Below are 25,209 nucleotides of genomic sequence, written 5' to 3' on the forward strand. Positions count from 1 at the left end.
GACAAAATCTCTGATATTTCCGACAGACAAAATTCCACTTTTGACAGATGCTGAATAAAGGGACGCAACAGCAACCTTGAGGATTTACTTCACGGATTCGCATGAATACTTATTCAGTCATTATGTTAGGGCCATCTGGTTCAGGGAAAACCGTTTTCCTGGCTAGTCTATACAAAAAGTTATCAACACAGGGGGATGCAGGCTTTTTCCTTCAAGTTGAAAGTGCAGAAAAAAGGAAACGCTTAAACAACCTTTATACACAAATTGCCGTTGATGAAAAATGGCCGAAAGGAACAACCTACAGCGAGGTTTCTGAATGGACATTTACCTGCCGTGTGCAAACTGAGGGTTTACCCATTTACTCAGCTTGTCAGTTTACTTATTTGGACTATGCTGGAGGTCGAATTAATGATGAAATGGGAGAAGAAGATTCTGAATTTGATAATCAACTTAAAAATGCGGATGCTTTACTGGGTTTGCTGGATGGTCAAAGACTTCTTGCTTTAATGCAGGGTGAAGCATTGGGTCGGGTTTGGGCTGTTAACGATTTGCCTAATATGCTGAATATCATGCAAGAAATCCAAAATAAACCTATTCATTTTGTGATTAGTAAATGGGATATTCTCGAAGGAAAATATACTTTAGAAGAAATTATAGATTGTTTATACAAAATTCCTGAATTTAATAATTTAATTAAAACTCGTAGCAGGGGTAATATTCCAATTCGATTAATTCCTATTAGTGCGGTAGGCAAAGATTTTGCCACGTTGCAAAAGGATGGAAGTATGGCAAAAAATTCTCAAACTTTGCCTAAACCTTTTCAAGTTGAAGTTCCTCTAGCTTGTGTTTTGCCAGATATGATTCAGACAAAACTAAAAGAGATAATGGAACAAAAAAAAGAAATTTCTGATATTTCCATTGATGTTGAAGCTAATGTTACTTTCTGGGATTGGCTAGGCGAGTTAGTTGGTGAAGCCGTTAGTAGAGTTAGCCATCTTTTGCCTAAAAAATATCAATTTGCAGCCGATATATTAGAAAGGTTAATAGAATTTTTAGATACTCCTATTGAACAAAAGAGAGAAGTTGCTAATAATAGGAAGTTACAGTTACAGGAAGAAAAGGAAGAAGCTCTTAAAAAAGTTACTGATGAAGAAACTGCCCTTAATTACACCATTAAGTGTTTCTTAGATATTCAAAACCGACTGGACTATAATTTCCCTGAATCTAATTTAAAGCGATGATAGATAATCTTAAATCTTGGTGTTTTTTAGTGAGCCGTAATCCATATCTTGACTATCGAACTGTTGTTGCTCCTAATTTTATTTGTGAAGCAGGTATAGGTAATATACTTGCTAGAGTAACAGAGGGGGATATAACAGAACAAGGAACTGCATTTTATCGAGAAATTCTGTATTCTAAAGCCGCAGATTTCACGATAATTTATCGAATTATTGAAGCAACGGCAGAAAATACGGGAATTGATGGTAATGGTTGTTTAAAAGATTCAGTTGGTCGAGAAATATCTTTGATAGAAGGTTTAGTTTTCCAGGGACTTCTCCCAGATATTGTTGTGACTGAACAAAATTTAGAAGCAGCACATCAACAAGTTATCAGCTATTATCGAGAGTTTTGGCAAGCAATAACAAGGATTTCAATTTTTCCTTCAGAGTCAATAGAATATATAAAACCTTCTGGTCAATCTTTAAACTTAATTAAACTTACTGCGTATATTGCAGGTGAAAAACAGCAGCTTTCTTTGCCACAAAAAGAAAGATTAGAACTTAATTCTAGTTCTTGGAAGATTATAGATGAAAAAATATATAATAATGAAGAAGTGGCTTCCTTAGCCGTCTTTCCTGATTCAGAAACTTTTGCTGCACGCTATGATTGTGATATTGTTGTCTGGAAAATTTCAGAAAAAGAACCTATTCCCAAATTTTCTGGAACAAGAATTTCGTTAGGTGGCTTTCCTACTCCAATTGTAGTTAATTCCACAGGCGAGTTAATTGCTACTGCTATGATTGAAGGAATCGATGAAAATAAAATAAAACTTTATAATTTAAAAACCAATGACTGTAAAGATTTAGGAACACAAGGACACTTTAAAAGAGTTAAAGCAGTCCTATTTAGTCCTGATAGTAAAATAGTTTTTAGTGCTAGTGGTGAAAAAATTAAACTATGGGATGCAGAATGTGAAGGAATAGAACGAGGTGAACTTTCTGGTCATTCTGATGATGTTATATGTTTAGCAGTTGATTCTAATAAGGGAATACTTGCTAGTGGAGATCGTCGGGGTTATATTAAGCTATGGAAAATATCAAATAAAAAAGCAATTTTAAAGATACCATCAGATCAATTTCCTGTAAATTCATTGGCTTTTAGTCCAGATGGACAATTTTTAGTAAGCGGAAGTAATGGCGGTGTAATTAAGGTATGGAATGTAAAAACAAAAGAAGAATATCCTGTTGATTGGAAAGAATCTCAACCCATTAATTGCGTTGCATTTAGTCCCAATAGTTCCTTGATTGCGACTGGTTGCGATAACACAAGGATAAAAATTTGGGATTTAAAAAATCCGCAGTCATCGCCTTGCACACTAGGAGAACATGACAAAGCGGTTACTGCTGTTGTATTTACTCCCGATGGTAAAAAGTTAATTAGTGGAAGTAAAGATGGTACAGTTAGAGTGTGGCGACCTGTTCAAGAATAGTATAGATTAATCTAAAAGACGAATTACATCATTAAACGCTTCAATGTTTGATCGGCTAACTTCTAACATCAAGCGGTAGGGGCGAATGGCCATTCGCCCCTACTTGATTTAGACAGACATGACAAGTTTTAGAAGCAGGAAAAAATCGATCAATCTCTTGATAGGTTTTCCCTTCTTTTTGGGCTTTGTACTTCAACATCGTGCAGAACATTACCCAGCCACAATCACTAATTGCCTTGGCTAATTTATGGTTTCTAACCCTATTTTTAACCCCTAGATCTTCTACAGCAAGTAGAGACGTGCCAATAGCCTATGGCATCCCTGCGCTCGGGCACGTCTCTACGTTTTCGTTGACTATCTTGCGAGATAGTGCCCGTTTATCAAAGAAATTTTTGTAAGCTGTAGACAAGTTAAGAGCGACGACTTGTAAACATAAAGTTAAGTTTTGCGCCATCAGAAACATCCAGAGGGAAAATATCAGCAAACCGTCATCAATACAACATCACGAACTCAGCGCGAGTCTGTATTCTATTACCTGGATGATCCTTTACCATTGATTGATGCCCACCCAAGGAGAATAAATGACTGAATCGTTAATTCCGATTAATGAATGTCCCATCCAAATCGAGGATGATCGGACTGGAACCAGTGTGCCAACGCTGAAACGGGCGTTTGCCGATAATCTATTCTATGAGCTTGGCAAATATGAAGCCATTGCCTCCAAGGAAGATTTTTATATGGCCTTGGCCTATACCCTGCGCGATCGCCTGTTAAGCCGCTGGTTAAAAACCTTTAAAACCTACGATGACAATAACGTCAAAATCGTTTACTACCTATCGGCCGAATTCCTGATGGGGCGACACCTGGGGAACAGTTTAATTAACCTGCACCTGTACGATCGCATCCGTCAGGCCGTCGAAGAATCGGGACTAGATTTAGATGAACTTCTCGAACAAGAACCCGATCCCGGCTTAGGAAATGGGGGTTTAGGACGATTGGCCGCCTGTTTCCTCGACTCCCTCGCTACTTTGGAAATTCCCGCCGTGGGCTACGGAATTCGCTATGAATTTGGGATTTTTCACCAAATCATGCAGGATGGCTGGCAAGCCGAAATCCCTGATAAATGGTTAAGATTTGGTAATCCTTGGGAAATTCCTCGCCCTGACCAGGCGATTGATGTCAACTTTGGGGGCCATACCGAAACCTATCACGACGAAAAAGGACGGGAACGCATTCGCTGGATTCCCTCCAAAACCGTGATCGGGATTCCCTACGATACGCCCGTTCCCGGCTATGATACCAACACCGTCAACCCCCTGCGACTGTGGAAAGCTGAAGCCAGTGATGCCTTTAACTTTGACGCCTTCAACGCCGGAAATTATGATGGGGCGGTGGCTGATAAAATGCGATCGGAAACCATCTCTAAAGTCCTCTATCCCAATGACAATACCCCCCAAGGGAAACAATTGCGCCTAGAACAACAATATTTCTTTGTCGCCTGTTCTCTGCGGGATATTATCAAACGCCATCTCAAACACAACAGCAGTCTTTATAACCTGAATGAAACCGCCGCCATTCAGTTAAATGATACCCACCCGGCGATTGCGATCGCGGAATTAATGCGATTATTGTTAGATGAATATGGCATCGATTGGGATTCCGCTTGGCGCGTCACCCAAAAAACCTTTGCCTACACCAACCATACCCTCTTACCCGAAGCCCTAGAAAAATGGTCTGTGGGTTTATTTGAGTATTTGTTACCCCGTCATTTGCAAGTCATCTATGAAATTAACCGCCGTTTTATTGATGATGTGCAGCGTTGGTATCCCAATGATGATGACTTAATCAGACGATTATCTTTAATTGAAGATGGGCAGGAAAAATTTGTGCGGATGGCCCATTTAGCCTGCGTCGGTAGTCATGCGGTGAATGGTGTGGCGGCCCTGCATACGGAGTTATTGAAACAAGATACCCTGCGGGACTTCTATAAACTCTGGCCCGAGAAGTTTTTCAATAAAACCAATGGTGTCACCCCTCGACGGTGGATTTTATTAAGTAATCCCACCTTGTCCGAGTTTTATAGTTCTAAAATTGGGGACGGTTGGCTGAAAGATTTAGACAAACTGCGTCAATTAGAGGCCTACGTTGATGATCCCGAATTCTGCGAACAGTGGCATCAAATTAAACTGTACAACAAGAAACTGTTAGCCGATTATATCTGGAAATTTAATGGGATTGAAGTTGACCCCCATTCTATTTTTGATATTCAGGTGAAACGGATTCACGAATACAAACGCCAACATCTGGATGTCCTGCATATTATTACCCTCTATAACCGGATCAAACAGAACCCCAATACCCATATTTGTCCCCGGACTTTTATCTTTGGAGGAAAGGCGGCTCCCGGTTATTTCATGGCGAAATTAATCATTAAATTGATTAATGCCGTTGCTGAAGTGGTGAATAAAGATCCCGATGTGCGCGGCCGTTTGAAAGTGGTATTCTTGGCGAACTTTAACGCTTCTTTGGGTCAACGCATCTATCCAGCGGCGGATTTATCCGAACAAATTTCTACGGCTGGAAAAGAAGCCTCTGGAACCGGAAATATGAAATTTGCCATGAATGGTTCCTTAACCATTGGAACTCTCGATGGAGCCAATATTGAAATCCGTGAAGAAGCCGGGTTTGAGAATTTCTTCCTGTTTGGATTAACCGCCGAAGAAGTTTATAAATTAAGATCCCAGGGCTATAAACCCATGGATTACTACAATCACAATGCTGAATTAAAAGCGGTGATCGATCGAATTTCATCGGGTTATTTCTCCCATGGCGATCAGGAAATGTTTAAACCTTTGGTGGATTCCTTGATGTACCACGATGAATATATGCTTTTCGCCGATTATCAATCCTATATTGATTGTCAACGGGAAGTCAGTGTGGCATTTCAAGATTCCAAAAAATGGACGAGAATGTCGATTCTCAATGCCCTGCGGATGGGTAAATTCTCCAGCGATCGCACCATTGGCGAATATTGTAAAGAAATCTGGAACGTTAAATCCGTCCCCGTAGAAATGGGTGGATATAACCCAGAAGCCGCCGGATTGCGAGTTATCAATTAATCTTTGAGTCCGTTAAAACCAGGTGAATTTTATCCCCTAAATTCCCCTCGTTTTTTATCTATTTGAAAGGCACTCTTTAATCCCAATTAAGGGGTGCTTTATTATTCTTCCACTTTATTTTGCCAGTAATCCATGTCACAATCCTATCCCCCCAATCCTCGGTCTAATCTCCCCCTAGATGAGATCATCGCCATTGTTGTTGCCCTAGCCACAATTGGGACAATTTTATATTGGGTTTTAACTCAACCCAACCGAAAATTAGTTCTCAATCCCGATTTAACCTCCCCCACAACCCTCATCCCTTCCACCAATCCCACCGTCGCCGAAATCCCAAAAGATTCACTTCCCGATGCGGTTTCCCCTGCGTCCGAAACTCCCACCCCAGCAACAACAACCCCCATTTCACCGACCCCACAGGTGAAACAACCGACCTCAGCTATTTTGGGATTAGCCTTTTTAATCCCAGCACAAAAACCAATTCAGCCCTCCCTTAAACCCCAAGTTATCCCAGTTCTTCCTCCGTCCCAGAACACAACTTCAACAAAAACAAAAACCGCTTGTTCGGTTCAACCCACAGCAGGAAATATTTGTACAACCCCTTTAGCTTCTGCCATCGTCCCATCTTCCACAACAACGACCGAATCCCATTGGGCGACTCCATTTATCCTGTATTTTGCTAATCAAAATGGGGCCGTTAGATCGGATCAAAAACAGTTTAAACCCGATGAAAAAATTACCCGAGAACAATTTGCCACCGAACTACAAAAGGCGTTTAATCCTAAACCGGAACAACCTGCTATTCAATTTAAAGATATTCCCCGAAACTCGGCAACTAAATCCGCTCTGAAATCCGCTAATCAATCGGGTTTTTTAGCCGGATATCCCAAGGATATATTTCAACCCCAACAGTCAATTCCTCGGGTTCAAGTTTTAGTAGCTTTAGCCAGTGGGTTAGGCTTAAAACCTGCAACTAATTCCCAAGAAACCTTAAAAATATTTAAGGATGCGGATCAAATTCCTCCTTGGGCAATTGAAGGTGTGGCGGCGGCAACGGAAGCCGGATTAGTGGTTAATTATCCTGATAAAAATACTTTGAATCCAAACCAATCGGCAACTTATGGGGAAGTGACCTCAATGATTTACCAAGGGTTAGTCTATCAAAAAAAAGCAGAACCAATTTCCTCTGACTATTTAGTCAAACCTGTTGAAAAAAAATAGCAATTCTAATTACGAATTACGAATTGGTAATGGATTATGGGTTGTCAATCAACTAATAACTAATAACTGATAACTGGTAACTGATGACTGGTAACTGATGACTGATGACTGGTAACTGATGACTGATGACTGATTCAGGTTTCACATTCCTTTTTTGTGACTTGATGACGATAATTAAACATATCTTGTAAACGACTATTAACCCAACTTCCTAAGATTTGTTCGGCTAATATTCCACCGGGTAGGGAAAATGCGATCGCATCCGTTAGACGGGTATGACCATTTTCAGCCACAAATTGATGTCGATGTACCCAACTTTCGACCAGTCCTTCCTGTTGTTCATCGGTAAATAACTCATAGGGTTTATATTCAGTATGAACTGCAACCCATCGCACCGAAATTAACCCTAATCCTATCCGAAATTCAGAAATTGCCCCTATTTCTAATCCCCCTTCCCGTCGCAGGATTTCTACAGGTTGCCAAGGAGGAGTTAACACTTGTAAAATATCGGGGCGGGTATGAAACTCCCAAACTACTTCTACAGGGGCATGAATAATCGAAGAATATTTAAAGTGTTGCATAACATTCTAAAATTAAGATAATTTATAACTATAGCAAGTATAAATGGATTGTAACATTTTAATAATGATATGAAACAGCCGGAAGTATTACCCTGTTCCCTGTTCCCTGTTCCCTGTTCCCTTTCTTAAAAAAAATTATGGAAAATTCAGAGATTGATTTTTCACAACAAGATCCAAAAGCATTACTGAATTTAGTTTTAACTCAGTTAGAACGGGGAGATTTTCAACAAAGATGGGAAATTAGTAAGATTTTACCCGATTTAGGCACCATTGCCCTAGAGCCACTGCTTAATATTTTACAAGATGAAACAGCCGATGTAGAAATGCGTTGGTTTGTGGCTCGAATTTTGGGGAATTTTAAATCAGAATTAATTATTGAGCCCTTAATTAATCTACTTAAAAATGCTAAAATTGAAGCGACAGAAGCAGAAATATCTCTGCACGAAATAACTACAGTTACCTTAGCAGGTTTTGGAATTTCAGCGATCGCACCTTTAACTCAATTATTAGAAAAACCCGATTCCAAATTATTAGCAACCCAAACCCTGGCTCAAATTCGTCATTCTGAAACTATTCCTCCCTTATTAACCGTTGTTGATGACCCAAATTCTCAAATTAGAGCAATGGCAATTGAGGCATTAGGGAGTTTTCGTGATCCTAGAGTTATCCCGATTTTATTAGCAGCTTTAAATGATCCAGTTGCTGATGTGAGAAAACAAGCCGTCATTGGATTAGGAGTAAGATTAGATTTATTAGAAAATATCAATTTAGTCGAAAAACTGAAACCCTTATTATGGGATATTCGACCAGAAGTTTGTCAACAAACTCAACTCGCTTTAGCCCGTTTAAAAACCGATGAAGCTGCTACTGCCATCTTTGAACAGGTGCAATCTCAAAGTGTTCCCCTTGCCTTAAAAATAGATGGGGTTCGTTCCTTGGGATGGATCGAAACCGCTAAAAGTTTAGATTATTTACAGGAAATTTTCTTGACTTTTGATCCTCAATTCAATCTAAATTTAAACCCAATAACAATAGAAGAAATTACCCTAATTCAAGAAACTGTTCAGTGTATAGGACGAATTGAAACCAGGGAATTGCAGGAACAAGCTACTCAAATTTTAATCAATTTGATTAATAGTAATCATCCCGCAGTTTCCGATCCCAAAATAAAACAATTGATTGCATTAGGATTGGGAAAACTAGGGTTAATAGAAGCAATCAATCCCTTAATTAACCTTTTGGTTGATCCGAATCCCTCAGTAAGATTCCATTGTATTTCAGCCTTAAAACAAATTGAACCCGAACAAACCTATCAACATTTACAAAATTTATCCCAGCAAGAAAATATTAGTTCTGATATTAAACAGGCAGTTCTCATGGCTTTATCAGAAATTTGTAGGGGCGGGTTCATCGAGATTTAGGTAATTAACAAAGATCTAAAAGAACCCGCCCGTACCTAAAATCAGTCATCGGTTACCAGTTATCAGTGTAAATGATTAATGATAAATGTTTACCTATAACTTTTTACGGTCTACTGTTTACTGTTTACTAATGACTAATAACTGTTTACTGTTTACTGATAACTGATAACTGTATTTATGCGTTTAGAGCAACTGCAATCTTTTCTGTCCGTTGCTGAGACCGGAAGTTTTCAACAAGCAGCACGGAAATCGGGTCTAACTCAATCAACAATTAGTAGACAGGTACAAGGACTAGAAGAAGAACTCGGTTTACCCTTGTTTCACCGCACAAGTCAAGTTAAATTAACAATTGGAGGTGAACGTTTTTGGCCCTATGCTCGTAAAATTTGCCAAACCTGGGATAGTGCTAAAGAGGAAATCGCATCTTTGTTGATGGGCAAACAACCGGAGCTTTGTGTAGCGGTGATTCATTCGGTTTGTTCCTCCTATTTACCCCCGGTTTTACAGAAGTTTTGTTATGCTTATCCAGAGGTTCAGTTAAGAGTAACCTCCCTGGGAAGTGATCGAGCTTTAAAAGTTCTGAAAGATGGATTAGTAGATATTGCCATTATTATGAATAATCGTTCTTTTACCGTCAGTGGAGAACTTTTAGTTGATATTCTATATCAAGAATCGATTCAAGTATTAATGGCAAGTAACCATCCTTTAACCCAATATGCTCAAGTTCCTTGGGATGAATTAATTCGTTATCCCCAAGTTGTTTTTAAAGATGGTTATGGAATGCAGCGTTTAGTTCAAGAAAACTTTAATAAAGCCGAGGCAAAACTGAATGCCGTTTTAGAGTTAAATACATTAGATGGGTTTCGCGGTGTCATTCGTCAAGGAGAACTAATTGCATTATTACCCTATTCCGCCCTGTTAGAAGCTAAAACCGATCCGACTTTGGCGGTTAGAGAATTAGCTTCCTCTTCCAAACCTTCGGCTTCTTCTGATTTAATTGCTGAGGATGTAGATACAAATTGGACTCGTGAAGTGGTAATTGTAACCACACCCGATCGAATGCAAATTCCTCCGATCGCCTATTTTTGGCAATTAGTTCATGACTGTATTCCCCATCAAAGAAATGGATCAATTAGTTCTGTAAATCCTCAAATTACTTTGTTGAAATAACCTTAGCGTTGATTGCTATAGTGGATAATCTTACATTTAAAACTTATAAACATGAGTGATCGATTTAGGGACTTACTTCGTCAAGTGGGCAGTGGTACCCATACCAGTGAAGCATTAACCCGTTCTCAAGCAGCCGAAGCTATGAAATTAATGCTATTAGAGGAAGCAACTCCGGCTCAAATTGGTGCATTTTTGATTGCCCATCGCATCCGACGCCCGACGGGGGAAGAATTGGCTGGAATGTTAGATGCCTATGAAGAAATCGGCCCTCAACTTCAGTCTGTTGCTTCCGCGCCCTTTATATTAGGGTGTCCCTACGATGGTCGGTCTCGCACGGCTCCCATGGCCCCCTTAACGGCCTTAATTTTAGTCACCGCCGGGGTGCGGGTAATTTTACACGGGGGTCAGCGAATGCCCACAAAGGAGGGAATTCCTTTAATTGAAATTTGGCAGGGGTTGGGGTTGGACTGGTCTAAATTATCCCTAGCACAAGTACAAAAGGTATTTGCCGAATTGGGTTTGGGGTTTGTTTATCTTCCCCAACATTTTTTGGCCGCCGAAAAGTTAGTTACCTATCGTCGGGAAATTGGGAAACGTCCACCTCTAGCGACAATGGAATTGATCTGGAAACCCTATCTAGGGCCAGCAACGGTGGTCTGTGGGTATGTGCATCCCCCGACAGAAACTATGTTTAGGGAAGCGTTTCGTTGGCGTGGGGTGAGGGAATTTATAACGGTTAAGGGTTTAGAAGGCAGTTGTGATTTACCCCGCGATCGCACTTGTATTATTGGGCTACGTCAACCTAGTCAACATACTCAAGCCTTGAAAAACCCGACAAAAATACCAGCACAACTCGATGATATTTGTTTTGAACGATTATTATTACATCCCCGGGATTACGGGTTTGAAGGTCGGGAAGTTCCTCTGTCCTCCACTCCGATTTTAATTGAACAAATTCAAACGGTTTTAACGGGTCAAAGTAGTGAATTTATGAAAGCCGCCCTCTGGAATGGGGGTTTTTATCTCTGGCGTTCTGGGGTGTGTCAAAATTTAGAATCGGGATTATCAATGGCTGAATCTCTACTAACCCAGGGGAAAGTTCAGGCTAAATTACGGGAGCTTCAACATTATTTTTTGCATGGGGATTTGAAATGATGGACAAAGATCTATCAATTGCGGCTTTAATTCTAGCTGGGGGACAAAGTTCTCGCATGGGTGAGGATAAGGCTTTTGTTCTTTATGAAGGAAAACCCCTGCTTCAGCGAGTTTATCAAGTGGCGGCGGTCTGTAGCCAAAAAGTATATATTGCTACCCCTTGGCCCAAACGGTATGAAACTCTATTAACCGAGGATTACGAAGTTATATTAGAGACGGAACCGAACCAAGGGCCGTTAATCGCCCTATCCCAAGGATTATCACAAATTCCCTTTGATTGGATTTGGTTATTAGCCTGTGATTTGCCTCGATTAGAACCCGCTATTATTCAACAGTGGCAAACCCGTTTAACCCTTCTCCCCGATACAATTTTAGCCGTTGTTCCTCAAACCCAGTCCCGTTGGGAACCTTTATGTGGGTTTTATCGCCGTTCCGCCTATGACCATTTACAAGGGTTTATGGCTCCCGGGGGCCGATCATTTCAACGCTGGTTAAGTCAAATTCCTGTAGAAGCCATTGAGCTATCGGAAGCAGAATCAGAAATGTTATTAAATTGCAATAGACCCGACGACTTAAAACCTTAAAAAATAATTAAATTATTAATTAAATATTGTTATCAAAATTAAATCTTTTTTTGATGTTTGAGGTGGGGTTTTCCCTACTTGTGAATTTTTGCAAAATCCGATCCAAAATCCCAAAAATCTGGGTAAGTTGTAAGTAAATTTACTTTCTTCAGCCAATTTACCTGCTATAACCAACAAATACTTAAAAATGGACAGGAGGAACCGATGGTATACACCTTTGATCTAGTGGGTGTTTCTCCCATTCTTGCCTTTTTTTATGAACAACAGGAATTAAACCAACAACCCGCCCCAGGGGTTGAATACTTGGGAAATCATAAGTGTACCCTCGATACTTTTATTGAGTCTGTGCAAACGGTTTCTCCTCAACGGGGTTGGAATGTCGATCAAGTGGTCGATACGGTAATTCACTTCTGGATGAATAACGCCGACAGCATCCAATATTGGAAAACGCGCCTAGAGGACGCTGGACAGCAAAATCTATTAGTGGCTAGAGTTGCCGATATCAAATTCCTCCGCAATACTTTTGAATCCCTACTGGAAAACTAATTAAAAAAAGAGTGATGCTGCTGGTCGCGTCTGCTGGTACATCGCTCTTGAGTTCTTTTCGGTCAGATGTTACACAGTCTTTAATTTAACTAGAAGTTGAAGTTTTACAATACCCCCCCTGATGGGTGACTCCCCGCTCCCCAAATCCTCAAAATAGAGCGAAGATAAAACACAAGAGCATCGACAACATAGGGTGTAAACCTTAGTGAAGTTTGTACAGGCTCATTGACTAAGCCTTTAAGAGTCCGTATTTGGACTTTTAAAAATCTTGGTGAAGGGGCGCATAGCCTATTTACTCGGAGTGTCAAATCCAGAAGCGGCTAATTCTTATGTGCATCGACCGGAGCCGCTTCCCATATCCCTCGTGCAATTCTCCAGGGTGTGATCGGGTTGTCACCACCTTGTTATGTTCCTATTCTGTTCAATCAGGGCATCGATTTTAATAGCCATCAGGGGTCATCTCATGAAAAATATTATTGTTTTATTAGGACTTGTTGCGTCTACAAGTTTTACCGTGTTTTCCGTACCTTCTGCCCATGCAGTCCCGTCCAAATCCCAGGTAAATCAAACCACCCTCGATCATTGGACAACACTGAGTTACACAGGGAAAAATGAGGATGGAGACACAGAACAAATCGATACTAAAAAATCTTAATTCCTATTGAAGCTGTTTCTAACGCCAACGGACTCCCACCCCAATCCGATCACCCCCTTGCTGTTTGGCCTCCTGTAGTGCTTCTTCGGCAATGGCGATCAACGGATAGGGGGGCAACTCCGGTGTGGGAATCGCTGTGGCTACCCCTAAACTTAGAGTCAGGTGGGGACTGATCTCCGATTTGGGGTTAGGGATTTCCAGTTGTTGAATCTTAGCTCGGATCAGTTTGGCTACTTCGATCGCCCCACCCCGGGCTGTATGGGGAAGCAAAATTGCAAATTTTTCCCCACTATAACGCCCCACTAAATCCGCCGGACGTTTAATACAGGCGGCCATGGTTTGGGCGATGGTTTGTAAACAGATATCTCCTTGATCAAATCCATAAAAGTCGTTATAGTCCCTAAACCGATCAATATCTCCAATAATCAAGGATAAATGTATTCTTTCCCGGGCTAAACGTTGCCATTCTCTTAATAAATATTCATCAAAGTAGGGACGATGGACTAATTGAGTTAGGGGGTCAAGGCGACTCAAATGCTTGAGTTGCTGCGTTGTCGTTTGTAACTGTTGACTGATTTGCTCCAGTTGACTTTCGGCGCTATGACGGGCGGATATTTCCTGTTCCAGTTGAAGTAAAGATTCGCTTAAAATTTTCTGACTTTGACGATAATGCTGGCTATTCTGGATTCTCAGAATAATTTCTGGAGGATGAAACGGTTTTCTGATGTAGTCACAATAGCCGTCATAGTCTAAGGGAATGGAATAGCTATGATCAGAATATGAAATCAATAAAAAAATAGCAACATTTTGTTGATTATTTTCACAATATTGAGAAAAATAGTTAAGATTTAATCTTTGATCTTCAAGTTCTGAAAAATCCCAAAAAATAATATCAGGAATCTTAGTCTGTAAATATTCTAAAGCCACATTTGCATTTAAAGATCTTCTGATTTGATACCCTTGCTCACCCAAAATTTGCGATAAAATTTGTACATTCTGATCATCATAATCAATAATTAAACAATCCAATGGGGGAATTTTTTGGGTAGGTAAAATCATATAATTTAATCGGATTAAATAAGGTTCAAAAACAGAATTGCTTCATCAAGTATCCGCATAATCAGTCAAGAATAAATCACAGTTTTTTTATCAGTAGAAACCTTGACTTTATTGATTTAACTGATAACTGATAAAATATTACAACCTATTGAGGAAGTTAGACCATGACTGTCAAAATTCTATCGGTGAGTAATGGTCATGGGGAGGATGCGATCGCCGTTAGGATTTTACGAGAACTCCAAAAACAGCCCCATCCCCCAGAAATTGCCGCTTTACCCTTAGTGGGACTAGGACAAGCTTACACTCAACTAGACAACGTTCCCATTATGGGATCAGTAAAATCCCTACCCTCTGGGGGATTTATTTATATGGATAAACACCAACTCTGGCGGGATCTACAAGCGGGGTTATTTCCCTTAATTATTCAGCAATATCAAACTATTCGCCAGTGGGTAAAACAAGGGGGAATAATTCTCGCCGTTGGGGATATTGTTCCTTTATTTTTAGCTTGGTTAAGTGGGGGAAATTATGCTTTTATTGGAACCGCAAAATCCGACTATTATCTCCGGGATGAACAGGAAAAATTACCCCTAACTGGAATGTGGCGATGGTATAAATATTGTGATTCAATTTATTTTCCTTGGGAACGTTGGTTAATGAATCATTCTCGGTGTTTAGGGGTATTTCCTAGGGATAGTATAACAACTCAAACCTTACAAAAATATGGAATTACGGCGATTGATTTAGGAAATCCCATGATGGATAATTTAGAACCTCATATTTATAATAATACTATTGATCAACTCCAGATTGAAACACAGCGATCGCTATTCATTACAATATTACCTGGTTCTCGTTCTCCCGAAGTTAATCGAAATTGGGATATAATTTTACAAGGAGTAGATGCAATTATTCAAAGCTCGATCCGATCAACAGAAAATTCCCTTCCTAGCTATCAACAATTGGTATTTTTAGGTGCGATCGCCTCCAGTTTAGACCTGCAACCCTTTTGTCAATCTCTCTTGCTTCACCAATGGCAAGAAACCCCAGATTTAAGATTACCTAATCTTAACTTTCCTTGGGGTCATGGAGAATTAATTTTTTCTCAAAAAAATGCTATATTAATCTTGACAAATCAAGCATTTAATGATTGTTTAGCTTTAGGGAATATTGCGATCGCCATGGCTGGAACTGCTACAGAACAATTTGTCGGTTTAGGGAAACCAGCGATCGCAATTCCGGGCGAGGGGCCGCAATTTACCCCCACCTTTGCTAATAATCAACAGCGTTTATTAGGTCGATCATTAATTATAGTAGAAAATCCTACAGAAATTCCTGAAATATTGCGATCGCTTCTGCTTAACTCCGATCAATTAAAGTTAATAGCAGAAAACGGAAAACGTCGCCTCGGACAACCAGGTGCGAGTCGTCGCATTGCCCAATATCTATCGTAGTAAGCCCTTCAGGGCTTAATCCATATTTGCTGGTAAATTTATCCCTCATAATTAGGATTGATGAGTTAGCCCTGAAGGGCTTACTACGATTTTGCTAAATATTTATCAGTCCGATTTTCAAGGAGACTCTAGGCATTTGAAGATTTAACTTGAAAATAATGATAATGAATGAATTTTTAAATATCTTCCAGTCTATTACTTATTCAACGGTTTCTGTACTGAACAATCAAAGTGAATCTTGCGAGTTAAAACAATCCGCTACGGAGTTAAATCAGTCGATTCAATCCTGTAATCAGGAGTTAAGACAGTCCGCAGTTAGATTAAAAGAGTTAATGGAAATTAGTTATAAAGATTTAGATCATGCTGAGGATGTCTGGAATAGTAAAGCTAGAATTATGACTGTCCCCAAGTCTGAACTCTGGGAAGAAATAGGAAAACTAGCAGCGATTGATTTTAGAATTCGTGAGTTACAGAAGAAATGTGAAACAGAAGTGATTCCAGAAATTAAAAATTTATGGTTAAATCAATGTGAACAGCTTAAAGAAACGTGGTTTAAAGATAGTAAAACCGGAACATATAAGAAAGACTTGGGTTATTCCGATAAAGATGGTATGATTCAAGGGTTAGATAAGGCAATAAAAGTTATCAATAATGAGATAATCAGCCTAATCAATACTAATTTAGATCTTTTAATTGAAATTATATCTAATTTAAGATTTGATTATATTCAAAATATAATTAATTTACTTGCTTTAAAAAAGCGAGTAAATCTTTCAATTAATCCTAGTTTATATTTTTATGAAAAAAACTATTTAATTAACATAAAAGGTCAAAGTAGTAATCTTATGCAAGAGTGGATAAAACCAACTTGGGACTCATTCTTAAACAACTCAAACAACATTTTTTCTCTAATCAAAAGAGAAACCTGGGATGATTTGGTTCTTAATGTTAATAAAATCCTAGAAGACAATGTTCAAGATAGATTTTCTGAATTCTTTGATTTTGCATTATCAACTACAACAGAAATTATTAATTTTTACAATGATTTTTTAGAAAAACAAAACCGATATGAACAAGAAACCAGCGAACAACAGGAATCGGAAAAAGATTGGATTGAGCAACAACGTCGAAAATTAGATCAAGTTCAGAAACAAATTAATATGATTTTAAGAGATTAGAAAGATAAGAAACCGGGTTTCTGAGACAGTTTTAGCAGCTTACCCAAGATTCAATTAAGAAACCCGGTTTCTGTTCTGGGGATACATTTTCTACGAAGAAGCGAAACCCCAAGAGCCGCACCTGATTCAAACTATTATGACTTGGCTGCAACGGACTATTTTAGAAACGTGAATGAGTTATTGAGGATAAAAAACACGAATAAAAGGTTGATTGCGATAACGACGGTAAATATCAAAATCTTTATCTAATGTGGCGATCGCGGGAATATTTAAACGCTCAGAAATTGCCACCAATGATAAATCGCTAAAATCTCCTGGTAAATCTTGATAATTTAAGTTTAGTTCTGCCATGCGTTTATAATCTTCACAGATTAAATGTTCAGCTAGAAAAACTCCTTTTTCCACTGCCGATAAAAATTCATTTTGTACTTGAATATTGGGTGCAAGTAACCACATAACCTCTGTGATACAACTAACCGTTGTAATTAACTGGCTGGTCGAAGTGCTAAAGAATTGAACAACTTGTTGATGGTAGCGGTCTTGGCGATTATAAAAGGCGACCATAATTCCACTATCAATTAGAATTAAAGGATAATAATTAGTCATAATTTTTGGCGTTCTTCATGTCTTTTTTTGATATTTTCTCCCAGGATTTGTTTGCGAGTCTCTCTATCTGATAAATCCTTTGTGCCTTCTAATAAATATTCGGGATAACCTCCCATTCTTTCCAAAATAGTTTGAGATGGCTTTAAATTAGTCAAATGGTTACGCAAGAGTTTTTTCACTAATTCTTGGCTAGTAGTTTTTTCCTGAGATAATATCTCAATCAGATATTTTTCAGCTTCGTCATCAAGGTTAAGTGTGAGCATGGTTAAGCCTCCTCTAAATCTGTATTACCTTTAATCCGCTTTTTAAAGGCACGTTTAAAAGCTGAACTAAAACTAACTTCCACGATTATTCCTCTATTAATTGTCTGAGTTCGTTAATATTAGAGGAAAACTTCAGTTCACCTTTTTGCTGTTCTACCTGCGCTAACTTGAAGTTATCATATATCTCATCACGGCGTTCTTCACGGATGTATTGGTTTAACAACAATTGTAGTAAGCCCTTCAGGGCTTAGTCCTAGTCATCCCATTGAGAAACCGAGTTTTTGAGATAGTTTTTATTAAAGATAGACATATTTTGTTAGAAACAGGGTTTGTGATCGTAGTATTAGAAAGAAAGCCCTGAAGGGCTTACTACGGGGTTAGGTGTGTCGTTTTTGATGCCAATTCCAAGCGTGGGTGATAATATTTTCAATATCGGGATATTCAGGATTCCAACCTAATATGGTTCGGGCTTTTTCTCCACTTCCAACTAAACTTGGTGGATCTCCAGGGCGGCGATCGCATTCTATCACTTTAATCTCTTTTCCCGTAACTTCCCTAGCGGTTTCTATCACCTCTTTCACGGAAAATCCTTTGCCATTTCCTAAATTAAAAACATCTGTTTTTCCGCCATTCAATAAATATTCTAACCCTAAAATATGAGCGGTTGCTAAATCGGTAACATGAATATAATCTCGAATACAAGTGCCATCGGGTGTGGGATAATCGGTTCCAAAAATCGAAATCGAATCTCGTTTGCCTAAGGCGGCTAATAACGTTAAGGGAATCAAATGGGTTTCGGGATTATGATCTTCTCCTAATAACCCATCTGGGTCGGCTCCGGCGGCGTTAAAATAACGGAAACGTACCGATTTAAAATCATAAGCGATATCAAAATCCGATAAAATTCTTTCTACCATTAATTTAGTCGCCCCATAGGGATTAATTGGATTTTGGGGATGATCTTCAGGAATGGGAACACTATCAGGAACCCCATAGGTGGCACAGGTTGAGGAAAACACAAACTTATTAATTCCCGCCTCTTGCATCGCTTCTAAAAGCGTTAAAGTTCCGACCACATTATTGCGATAATATTTATCAGGATGACTAACAGATTCCCCCACATAAGCATAGGCAGAAAAGTGCATCACGGCATCAATTTTACGACTGGAAAATAACTGATCGAGCAACGGACGATCATTCGTATCCCCAATAATTAATTCGGTTTTTAATACCGTTTCTACTAAGTCTTGATGTCCATAAACTAAATTATCGAGAATAATAACTTCATAACCCGAACGCTGTAGTGCTAGGACAGCATGGGAACCAATATAACCCGCTCCTCCGGTAACTAAAATAGTGGTTTTATCTTCAGACATAAATGTATGCTCCTTTGTTTTATTGAATGAATTTAAATTAATCTTCTAACCGTTGAACTGAAACATCAACCGCTTGCACATCAATAGTCCCTGGAGGAGTCAACCGACTAAAACGCCCCTGTTCAATTTTTAACGGTTCTCCACAGTTGGGACATTGAAATTGAGTGGTATTAAAAGCCGGAAATTCATGGCTACAAACCGGACATTGATCTTGAATTAGATTGCGTTTCAACCACCACTGGACACCCAAAATCACCAAAATCGGAGTAATCGCAATTACCGCAATTAAAATCAGAACCCCCTTGACTAACCAACCCAAACCAATAGAGATTAAAATGCCAATTACAGCTAATGTAACCAGCCAGTTAGTCAAACCGGAAAGTCTGATTTGTAGAGTTTTGAACCGCTCTTGGTTCACAGCTATCTCCTTAATTATTCAAGCCAGATTTAATCTGATGGAACCCTTAAAAATTTGAACTTTGATATTTTAATTTCTATGATATTATAGCAACCAGCAGGTTAGTATTCACAACTTCTTTGTGTCTTTGTGGTTCAATCAAGCTTGCCCCTGGTTTTGATCCAGCAACTCTTGGACTCGGCTCTCAAAGGCGGGTTTTCCGAAATAGGCCAAACATTGCTCGCGTAACCAAGGCCCATTGCAGCGTTGATCCTCACCCCGAAGCAGTTGAATACAAGCCTCTGCCACGGCTTCTACATCGCGGTGAGGCACTTGCCAACCCAATTTTCCATCCTGTAAGGGATCGGCTGACCCATCGTTATCCCCAGCAATAACGGGTTTCTCACAGGCCATCGCCTCTAAATAAACAATCCCAAACCCTTCTTGAGAGGGCATAACATAACCATCACACACCCGATAATGATCGACTAATTCCTCGGTAGGAATAAATCCGGCAAAAACGACCCGATCACTCATCCCCAAATCCTGCGCCAACTGTTGTAATCTGGGTTGATCATCCCCCCGACCAATGACTAAATATTTAACATCGGGAAAGACTAGGGCAATTTGGGAGAGGGCGCGAATGGTAACATCCACTCCCTTATAGGGATCACCTTTCCATAAACGGGCCACGGTCATCAATACCCGGGCATCCTGTAAATGATAGCGCTGGATTAAGTCCTGGGGTTTAGGGCCAGGGGTAAATTTTTCCCCATCCACCATACAGGGTAACATTTGAAACTGATTCGGATTTAACTGATTCGCAGCACAGGCTTGATCGCGACTATAGCGGCTAATTGTCCAAATTTGATCAGCATTTTGTAGAGCTTTTTGATATTTTTTGGGTAGAGGTTCCCAGACTTCTTTACCATAGGTTAATACGGTGTAAGGAATGCCCAAGGGTTGACAAATAGTTTGCACTAAATGGGCTAAATTAATATGACCACACAGCACCCGTCGTGGTCGGTATTGGAAGGCATAGGTGAGTAAAGCGATCGCTAATTTAATTCGTCCCCAGAGAGGATTTTGAGATTTAAAATACCCAAATTGAAACGAACTGGATAAAGTTTCCAAAGGGTTAGGACATCCGGGATCATCGCGTAAAATTAAAACCTGATTCTGGGGATTAATATTAAGGTTTGAGGAGGGAGAAATAGGTTTAATCGTTTGGGAAGCGTCTAAAATATCTTTAACATAGGATTGAATCCCACCTTCACAAGAAAAAACAGCTAAAAAGCACCAAATTAATCGATTTTGATCTAAGTTTGGGTATTTTTTTAATAACATATCTGGGTTTCAAGAATAATATTGTTTTGTATTCCGCCTTTTCCAATTGTTCCCATAAAAAAGGATACCTGTGATGCTCCCAGACCTAGCCTAACACGCTATCCCGGTGAATCCACAGGTATCATATCATCAAAAATTTTAGGAGGATGTCGTCTAAAATCCCAAAGTTAAAGACTTATCAATGGGAAGGGCGGCCCCAATTCCTAACCACAGGGTTACTAAAGTTCCAAATAAGAAAACAGCCGTTGCCACAGGACGACGGAAGGGGTTTTGGAACTTGTTAACGTTCTCAATTAAAGGAACCGCAATTAAGCCCAAAGGAATCGAAGACATCAACATAATTCCTAACAATTTATTGGGAACGACCCGCAAAATTTGGAAGGTTGGCCAGAGATACCATTCGGGTAAAATTTCTAACGGGGTGGCAAAAGGATTAGAGGGTTCTCCCATCATGGCGGGGTCAAGAACCGATAATGCTACCACTAAACCGAAAGTTCCTAAAATTACAACAGGGAACGTATATAACAAATCATTTGGCCAAGCGGGTTCACCATAATAGTTGTGACCCATGCCTTGAGCCAGTTTAGCGCGCAGAACTGGATCACTGAGATCCGGCTTTTTTAAGATGGACATAATTAAAATACGCTCCTTCTGGGAAAATTTAACCGATGATTGCTAGTCTTTTGAGTTTAACAAAAGCTACTCCCAAACCGTTAGAGAAAAGTTAACTTTCTCGAAATGATCACCGATGCAGGAGTAGCGATAAACCCAACCCTAGCCCGTCCCTGGAATTTAGAGGGGGCCAGAAATCCCTTGCTTCCGAATCATCAAGAAGTGGGCTAACATAAAGACGGCAATCAGCCAAGGTAGGACAAAGGTATGTAAGCTGTAGAAACGGCTAAGAGTACCTTGACCCACGGCTGTACCACCCCGCATCAGTTCCACAATAGTTGAACCGACAACGGGAATCGCTTCAGGAACCCCAGATACAATTTTCACCGCCCAGTAACCAACCTGATCCCAAGGCAGAGAATAACCAGTTACCCCAAAGGAAACTGTGATTACGCCTAAAATCACACCCGTGATCCAGGTTAATTCCCGGGGCTTTTTGAAACCGCCGGTGAGATAAACGCGGAAAACGTGCAGGATCATCATTAACACCATCATGCTGGCAGACCAGCGATGGATGGAGCGAATTAACCAACCAAAGCTCACATCCGTCATAATGTATTGAACGGAAGTGAAGGCTTCTGTGACGGTCGGTCTGTAATAAAACGTCATCGCAAATCCAGTGGCAAACTGGATTAAAAAGCAAACTAAAGTAACTCCACCCAAGCAATAAAAGATGTTGACATGAGGGGGTACATACTTACTCGAAATGTCATCATCCAGTGCTTGGATATCCAGCCGTTCATCAAACCACTTGAAAGTCTGAGATTCTTTGATTCCCTTAGAAAACATGAAGCTAGAATTCCTAAAAATAAATGGCTGCCTATTATTATTGCTTTAAGACATCTTGACATCCTCACCGCCGTAAAACGGACGATGATTCCTAAACTTCACAATTCAGGTTTCTGCTTCTTAGCAACTGCCTCTACCCACAAGGAGTTTTCTGGTCTTATGTTCGCTCCACAGACTATCCCCGCAAGCCCTGCGGTTCTTATATGTCGAAGTCTCAAAAAGAGAATTCTGAAGTTTGTGTTGATTCTAGGGGTGGACTGCCCATTGCCCTATCCTCATTTTCCCGGTCTACCGATTTTTCTGCGCCGCCAGTACAACTGGGCTTCGCTCGTTAGGCTGTCTGAATCCATCGTCACGGGTGGGCCAGTGACCATCTACAATTCTAACACAAAGCCGTCGTAGAACGACGGGGTTTCTACCCATTTTTTCGTTGACATCCACCCCGCGCTGAAGCGACGGGGATTCCTAAGACTCACGACTTAGGTTTCTGTTTCTTCCCATTGCTGGGGTTTCGCAACTGCCTCTACCCTCAAGGAGTTTTTTGGTCTTATGTTCGCTCCACAGACTTTAGGCTTATGCCTTTCCGCAAGCCCTGCGGTATTCAAAAATTTTTTTTTGCTGAAAACTTGGTTATTGCTCTGTTAGAGTCGATTAGGGAGTTACCCCCTAACCTCTCCTTCAGAACCGTGCATGAAACTTTCGCTTCACACGGCTCCTTGATAATACCACCTTTGTTATAGGTACGATTCAAAACGGGTTATTTTCATAATTCTCAACTATTGGTAATTGTATTACTTTTAGTTAAAGAACCATCGTTTGCCGTTTTTGTGTCGTGACAATGTTTGTGTAGAAGTTGCCAGTTCTCATAAGTGTCTTTTCCACCTAATGTTGTTGGTTTAATATGGTCAATTTCTACCTTGTCTGTACTTGTAAAATACAAACCACAGTGAAGACAAATACCCTTTTGTTTCTTGATAAGTGTTGCCACTCTTTTGGGAGTTTCTGGATATTCGCCTCGTCGTTTACTCCAGTAAATCCAGTTACCATCAAACGGACTAGCTTCACTTTTAACTTTAATATGCCTTACGATTGGCGTATCAGTATGAGCGATTAATTTTAATCCGTTTTCTGTACTAAAACACCAATTCCTGTTATTTACTGTTCGCCAGTATTTGTCTTTATTGATGTTCCCTTTTCCCCTCGTTCTTGCCCACGCTCTTAACTTATCATAGGTTAGATTGTCAACTTTCGAGAAAGTTTCTTTACTAACCACTGTTGAGTAATAGTTTGACCAACCTCTAATAATTGGATTCAGCTTGCTAATTAAAGCAGCTTGTGGGGAGGTCTTGTGGGTGTCTATTACTTCAGCTATTTTTACAAGATGAGCTTTAATTTTAGCTTTTGAGGGTGTGATTAATGTTGTAAAACCTAGCGGTGTTCCATTCGTTTTTTTTGAACTTCGGTAGTTACCTATTTTATGTTGTTGAACATGGAACCCTAAGAACTCAAACCCAACATTTCCCTCAATTTCATTGAGGGTGTGGGTTAATTTTGTTTTACTTGGTTTTAACTCCAATCCCATATCACTCAACCAGTCAGCAATTATCTCTTGACATTTTTTGACAACTTTTATATCCTCATGGATTATTACAAAGTCGTCAGCATATCGGATTAAACTAAGGGCTTGACGATTTATCGTTTTTGCCCCTTTTAGAGTTTCGGCGTATTGCTTAACTCTTTCTTCCATACCATGTAAGGCAATATTCGCAAGTAGAGGTGAAATGACCCCGCCTTGTGGTGTACCATCATTGGTAGGAAAAAGTTCTTTTCCGTCCATGTACCCTGCTTTGAGCCACGTTTTCAGTAGATGGCTTAATGTAGGGTATGTGTGTATTTTGGAGAGTAACGCTTTGTGGTCAATACGGTCAAAGCATTTAGCAATGTCAGCATCTAATATATATTTTTCTTTCTGCTTAATGCTGCTAAATATTGCTCCGATTGCATCGTGACAGGAACGTCCTGGTCTAAAACCATAACTGTTTGGCTCGAATTTAGCCTCCCATTCTGGCTCTAACGCTAGTTTGACTAACGCTTGCAATGCGCGGTCATTAATTGTGGGTATTCCTAATGGACGGGTTTCGGTTGTACCAGGTTTAGGTATTTCAACTCTACGAGTTGGTTTAACTTTATTGGTTAACTTTAATCGTCCTACAAGGTTTATACGTTGCTTTGGGGTCAGAGATTTAATTCCATCCACACCTGCCGTATTTTTACCTTGGTTATCTTGTGTTACCCTGCGAACCGCTATACATTTTGCTGACCAAGACCTAATCAGGGTCTTCTGAAGTTTACGAACTGCTTTAACATCGCCTCGTTCACTCGCTTGAAATATTCGCTTTTGCAACTTAAAAGTTACCTTTTCTAGCTTGCGCCAATTAAGGTCTTTCCACTCCACCGTCAGATTGTTCTGCGTTTTAGATATATTCATTGCTACTTGTTCTATTTCTTTGGAATTACCGAGCATCTGTCAGCATATCCCTTGCATTACCAAGGGCATTCGCTTTTGATACCATCCCTCCCCTATATATCATTCGTTAGCTACTTACTGGTTTTCGACCTTTTCCAGAGATATATAGGGGTTACTTCGTTCCGATTACACATTGGTTTGAAATCTTTAGCGTGATGCTATCCACCGGGTTTCTTAGGCGGTGCTTATAAGTCAGAAGTTGAACTGCTTATGCCCTATCCTTGCCTTTTGGCTTGGTGTTAATCAAGTTTTTATATTGATTTTAGCCATTACACCATCAATTCTAACGATGGTTCAAACACATCTTTGCTTATGCTACGCATGGACTTCTTGCTTGGTAGTTACCAAATTTGGCTTCCAGTAGTTCTACCTTTTAACCCCG

General features: G+C 39.9%; 23 protein-coding genes and 1 pseudogene. 13 read left to right on the forward strand and 11 right to left on the reverse strand.

Going from position 1 to position 25,209, the window contains the following annotated elements:
* Positions 1-101: 101 nt before the first annotated feature.
* Together AC2D3N_RS02800 and AC2D3N_RS02805 are read left to right on the forward strand one after the other, a co-directional pair.
* Positions 102-1,241 carry a hypothetical protein gene (locus AC2D3N_RS02800; RefSeq protein ID WP_484692707.1) on the forward strand — a complete coding sequence of 380 codons (1,140 nt, stop codon included), beginning with the start codon at positions 102-104 and terminating at the stop codon, positions 1,239-1,241.
* Complete coding sequence (locus tag AC2D3N_RS02805; RefSeq protein ID WP_484692708.1) at positions 1,238-2,710, forward strand: WD40 repeat domain-containing protein; 1,473 nt, start codon at positions 1,238-1,240, stop codon at positions 2,708-2,710. Before AC2D3N_RS02800 ends, AC2D3N_RS02805 begins: the two co-directional genes overlap by 4 nt.
* Positions 2,711-2,771: 61 nt before the next feature.
* On the opposite strand, the pseudogene AC2D3N_RS02810 reads toward AC2D3N_RS02805, so the two are convergent.
* Positions 2,772-3,005 (reverse strand): annotated as a pseudogene (locus AC2D3N_RS02810) (zinc ribbon domain-containing protein); the annotation flags it as partial.
* Positions 3,006-3,291: 286 nt separating this feature from the next.
* Between AC2D3N_RS02810 and AC2D3N_RS02815 the strand changes: the two are divergent.
* Positions 3,292-5,829: a glycogen/starch/alpha-glucan phosphorylase gene (locus AC2D3N_RS02815; RefSeq protein ID WP_484692709.1), complete on the forward strand. Its 2,538-nt coding sequence runs from the start codon at positions 3,292-3,294 to the stop codon at positions 5,827-5,829.
* A gap of 132 nt (positions 5,830-5,961) precedes the next feature.
* A complete protein-coding gene (locus AC2D3N_RS02820) occupies positions 5,962-7,047 on the forward strand; it encodes an S-layer homology domain-containing protein (protein ID WP_484692710.1) in 1,086 nt (361 codons plus the stop codon).
* A 134-nt stretch (positions 7,048-7,181) separates the two neighbouring features.
* Here the strand turns inward: AC2D3N_RS02820 and AC2D3N_RS02825 are convergent, their stop codons facing one another.
* Positions 7,182-7,628 (reverse strand): SRPBCC family protein, encoded by a 447-nt coding sequence (locus tag AC2D3N_RS02825; protein WP_484692711.1) that lies wholly within the window; start codon positions 7,626-7,628, stop codon positions 7,182-7,184.
* A 137-nt stretch (positions 7,629-7,765) separates the two neighbouring features.
* Here AC2D3N_RS02825 and AC2D3N_RS02830 point away from each other — a divergent pair, with 137 nt between their 5' ends.
* The 6 genes from AC2D3N_RS02830 (at position 7,766) to AC2D3N_RS02855 (ending at position 13,159) form a co-directional block, all read left to right on the forward strand.
* Positions 7,766-9,049, forward strand: a complete 1,284-nt coding sequence (locus tag AC2D3N_RS02830; protein WP_159451547.1) for a HEAT repeat domain-containing protein — start codon at positions 7,766-7,768, stop codon at positions 9,047-9,049.
* Positions 9,050-9,226: 177 nt separating this feature from the next.
* Complete coding sequence (locus AC2D3N_RS02835; protein ID WP_484692712.1) at positions 9,227-10,219, forward strand: LysR family transcriptional regulator; 993 nt, start codon at positions 9,227-9,229, stop codon at positions 10,217-10,219.
* Positions 10,220-10,270: 51 nt separating this feature from the next.
* On the forward strand, positions 10,271-11,374 hold the full coding sequence (locus AC2D3N_RS02840; protein WP_484692713.1) for an anthranilate phosphoribosyltransferase family protein: 1,104 nt from the start codon (positions 10,271-10,273) through the stop codon (positions 11,372-11,374).
* Complete coding sequence (locus AC2D3N_RS02845) at positions 11,371-11,958, forward strand: molybdenum cofactor guanylyltransferase (protein WP_079679761.1); 588 nt, start codon at positions 11,371-11,373, stop codon at positions 11,956-11,958. Before AC2D3N_RS02840 ends, AC2D3N_RS02845 begins: the two co-directional genes overlap by 4 nt.
* A 204-nt stretch (positions 11,959-12,162) precedes the next feature.
* Complete coding sequence (locus tag AC2D3N_RS02850) at positions 12,163-12,504, forward strand: hypothetical protein (RefSeq protein ID WP_026788612.1); 342 nt, start codon at positions 12,163-12,165, stop codon at positions 12,502-12,504.
* 463 nt (positions 12,505-12,967) lie between these two features.
* Positions 12,968-13,159, forward strand: a complete 192-nt coding sequence (locus AC2D3N_RS02855; protein ID WP_079679762.1) for a hypothetical protein — start codon at positions 12,968-12,970, stop codon at positions 13,157-13,159.
* 18 nt (positions 13,160-13,177) lie between these two features.
* Here AC2D3N_RS02855 and AC2D3N_RS02860 read toward each other — a convergent pair whose 3' ends face one another.
* Positions 13,178-14,218, reverse strand: a complete 1,041-nt coding sequence (locus tag AC2D3N_RS02860; RefSeq protein ID WP_484692714.1) for a diguanylate cyclase domain-containing protein — start codon at positions 14,216-14,218, stop codon at positions 13,178-13,180.
* Between the two features lie 164 nt (positions 14,219-14,382).
* Here AC2D3N_RS02860 and AC2D3N_RS02865 point away from each other — a divergent pair, with 164 nt between their 5' ends.
* Positions 14,383-15,672, forward strand: coding sequence for a lipid-A-disaccharide synthase-related protein (locus tag AC2D3N_RS02865; protein ID WP_484692715.1), 1,290 nt, complete (start codon positions 14,383-14,385; stop codon positions 15,670-15,672).
* A gap of 164 nt (positions 15,673-15,836) precedes the next feature.
* Positions 15,837-16,850, forward strand: a complete 1,014-nt coding sequence (locus AC2D3N_RS02870) for a hypothetical protein (protein WP_484692716.1) — start codon at positions 15,837-15,839, stop codon at positions 16,848-16,850.
* A gap of 177 nt (positions 16,851-17,027) precedes the next feature.
* Here AC2D3N_RS02870 and AC2D3N_RS02875 read toward each other — a convergent pair whose 3' ends face one another.
* The 7 genes from AC2D3N_RS02875 to petB form a co-directional block, all read right to left on the reverse strand.
* Complete coding sequence (locus AC2D3N_RS02875) at positions 17,028-17,456, reverse strand: type II toxin-antitoxin system VapC family toxin (protein ID WP_079679767.1); 429 nt, start codon at positions 17,454-17,456, stop codon at positions 17,028-17,030.
* Complete coding sequence (locus AC2D3N_RS02880; RefSeq protein ID WP_079679768.1) at positions 17,453-17,719, reverse strand: hypothetical protein; 267 nt, start codon at positions 17,717-17,719, stop codon at positions 17,453-17,455. The genes AC2D3N_RS02875 and AC2D3N_RS02880 overlap by 4 nt, the downstream gene beginning before the upstream one ends.
* 377 nt (positions 17,720-18,096) lie before the next feature.
* Complete coding sequence (galE, locus tag AC2D3N_RS02885) at positions 18,097-19,095, reverse strand: UDP-glucose 4-epimerase GalE (RefSeq protein ID WP_484692717.1); 999 nt, start codon at positions 19,093-19,095, stop codon at positions 18,097-18,099.
* Between the two features lie 37 nt (positions 19,096-19,132).
* Positions 19,133-19,513 carry a hypothetical protein gene (locus AC2D3N_RS02890; RefSeq protein ID WP_079679770.1) on the reverse strand — a complete coding sequence of 127 codons (381 nt, stop codon included), beginning with the start codon at positions 19,511-19,513 and terminating at the stop codon, positions 19,133-19,135.
* A 138-nt stretch (positions 19,514-19,651) separates the two neighbouring features.
* Complete coding sequence (locus AC2D3N_RS02895) at positions 19,652-20,839, reverse strand: glycosyltransferase (protein ID WP_484692718.1); 1,188 nt, start codon at positions 20,837-20,839, stop codon at positions 19,652-19,654.
* Positions 20,840-20,992: 153 nt separating this feature from the next.
* Positions 20,993-21,472 carry a cytochrome b6-f complex subunit IV gene (petD, locus tag AC2D3N_RS02900; RefSeq protein WP_079679772.1) on the reverse strand — a complete coding sequence of 160 codons (480 nt, stop codon included), beginning with the start codon at positions 21,470-21,472 and terminating at the stop codon, positions 20,993-20,995.
* Positions 21,473-21,631: 159 nt separating this feature from the next.
* Positions 21,632-22,300: a cytochrome b6 gene (petB, locus tag AC2D3N_RS02905; RefSeq protein WP_079679773.1), complete on the reverse strand. Its 669-nt coding sequence runs from the start codon at positions 22,298-22,300 to the stop codon at positions 21,632-21,634.
* A gap of 203 nt (positions 22,301-22,503) precedes the next feature.
* Here petB and AC2D3N_RS02910 point away from each other — a divergent pair, with 203 nt between their 5' ends.
* Positions 22,504-22,635, forward strand: coding sequence for a hypothetical protein (locus tag AC2D3N_RS02910; RefSeq protein WP_484692719.1), 132 nt, complete (start codon positions 22,504-22,506; stop codon positions 22,633-22,635).
* A gap of 437 nt (positions 22,636-23,072) precedes the next feature.
* On the opposite strand, the gene ltrA is transcribed toward AC2D3N_RS02910, so the two are convergent.
* A complete protein-coding gene (ltrA, locus tag AC2D3N_RS02915; RefSeq protein ID WP_484693729.1) occupies positions 23,073-24,788 on the reverse strand; it encodes a group II intron reverse transcriptase/maturase in 1,716 nt (571 codons plus the stop codon).
* Positions 24,789-25,209: the final 421 nt, after the last annotated feature.

It is taken from the genome of Planktothrix sp. PLAVEN19ND, from assembly GCF_057220675.1.

What these genes read in the sequence shown, in the direction of transcription:
- AC2D3N_RS02800 (WP_484692707.1), top strand. Translation starts at nt 102, where the DNA reads ATGAATACTTATTCAGTCATTATGTTAGGGCCATCTGGTTCAGGGAAA.
- AC2D3N_RS02805 (WP_484692708.1), top strand. Translation starts at nt 1,238, where the DNA reads ATGATAGATAATCTTAAATCTTGGTGTTTTTTAGTGAGCCGTAATCCA.
- AC2D3N_RS02815 (WP_484692709.1), top strand. Translation starts at nt 3,292, where the DNA reads ATGACTGAATCGTTAATTCCGATTAATGAATGTCCCATCCAAATCGAG.
- AC2D3N_RS02820 (WP_484692710.1), top strand. Translation starts at nt 5,962, where the DNA reads ATGTCACAATCCTATCCCCCCAATCCTCGGTCTAATCTCCCCCTAGAT.
- AC2D3N_RS02825 (WP_484692711.1), bottom strand. Translation starts at nt 7,628, where the DNA reads ATGCAACACTTTAAATATTCTTCGATTATTCATGCCCCTGTAGAAGTA.
- AC2D3N_RS02830 (WP_159451547.1), top strand. Translation starts at nt 7,766, where the DNA reads ATGGAAAATTCAGAGATTGATTTTTCACAACAAGATCCAAAAGCATTA.
- AC2D3N_RS02835 (WP_484692712.1), top strand. Translation starts at nt 9,227, where the DNA reads ATGCGTTTAGAGCAACTGCAATCTTTTCTGTCCGTTGCTGAGACCGGA.
- AC2D3N_RS02840 (WP_484692713.1), top strand. Translation starts at nt 10,271, where the DNA reads ATGAGTGATCGATTTAGGGACTTACTTCGTCAAGTGGGCAGTGGTACC.
- AC2D3N_RS02845 (WP_079679761.1), top strand. Translation starts at nt 11,371, where the DNA reads ATGATGGACAAAGATCTATCAATTGCGGCTTTAATTCTAGCTGGGGGA.
- AC2D3N_RS02850 (WP_026788612.1), top strand. Translation starts at nt 12,163, where the DNA reads ATGGTATACACCTTTGATCTAGTGGGTGTTTCTCCCATTCTTGCCTTT.
- AC2D3N_RS02855 (WP_079679762.1), top strand. Translation starts at nt 12,968, where the DNA reads ATGAAAAATATTATTGTTTTATTAGGACTTGTTGCGTCTACAAGTTTT.
- AC2D3N_RS02860 (WP_484692714.1), bottom strand. Translation starts at nt 14,218, where the DNA reads ATGATTTTACCTACCCAAAAAATTCCCCCATTGGATTGTTTAATTATT.
- AC2D3N_RS02865 (WP_484692715.1), top strand. Translation starts at nt 14,383, where the DNA reads ATGACTGTCAAAATTCTATCGGTGAGTAATGGTCATGGGGAGGATGCG.
- AC2D3N_RS02870 (WP_484692716.1), top strand. Translation starts at nt 15,837, where the DNA reads ATGAATGAATTTTTAAATATCTTCCAGTCTATTACTTATTCAACGGTT.
- AC2D3N_RS02875 (WP_079679767.1), bottom strand. Translation starts at nt 17,456, where the DNA reads ATGACTAATTATTATCCTTTAATTCTAATTGATAGTGGAATTATGGTC.
- AC2D3N_RS02880 (WP_079679768.1), bottom strand. Translation starts at nt 17,719, where the DNA reads ATGCTCACACTTAACCTTGATGACGAAGCTGAAAAATATCTGATTGAG.
- galE (WP_484692717.1), bottom strand. Translation starts at nt 19,095, where the DNA reads ATGTCTGAAGATAAAACCACTATTTTAGTTACCGGAGGAGCGGGTTAT.
- AC2D3N_RS02895 (WP_484692718.1), bottom strand. Translation starts at nt 20,839, where the DNA reads ATGTTATTAAAAAAATACCCAAACTTAGATCAAAATCGATTAATTTGG.
- petD (WP_079679772.1), bottom strand. Translation starts at nt 21,472, where the DNA reads ATGTCCATCTTAAAAAAGCCGGATCTCAGTGATCCAGTTCTGCGCGCT.
- petB (WP_079679773.1), bottom strand. Translation starts at nt 22,300, where the DNA reads ATGTTTTCTAAGGGAATCAAAGAATCTCAGACTTTCAAGTGGTTTGAT.
- AC2D3N_RS02910 (WP_484692719.1), top strand. Translation starts at nt 22,504, where the DNA reads ATGTCGAAGTCTCAAAAAGAGAATTCTGAAGTTTGTGTTGATTCTAGG.
- ltrA (WP_484693729.1), bottom strand. Translation starts at nt 24,788, where the DNA reads ATGAATATATCTAAAACGCAGAACAATCTGACGGTGGAGTGGAAAGAC.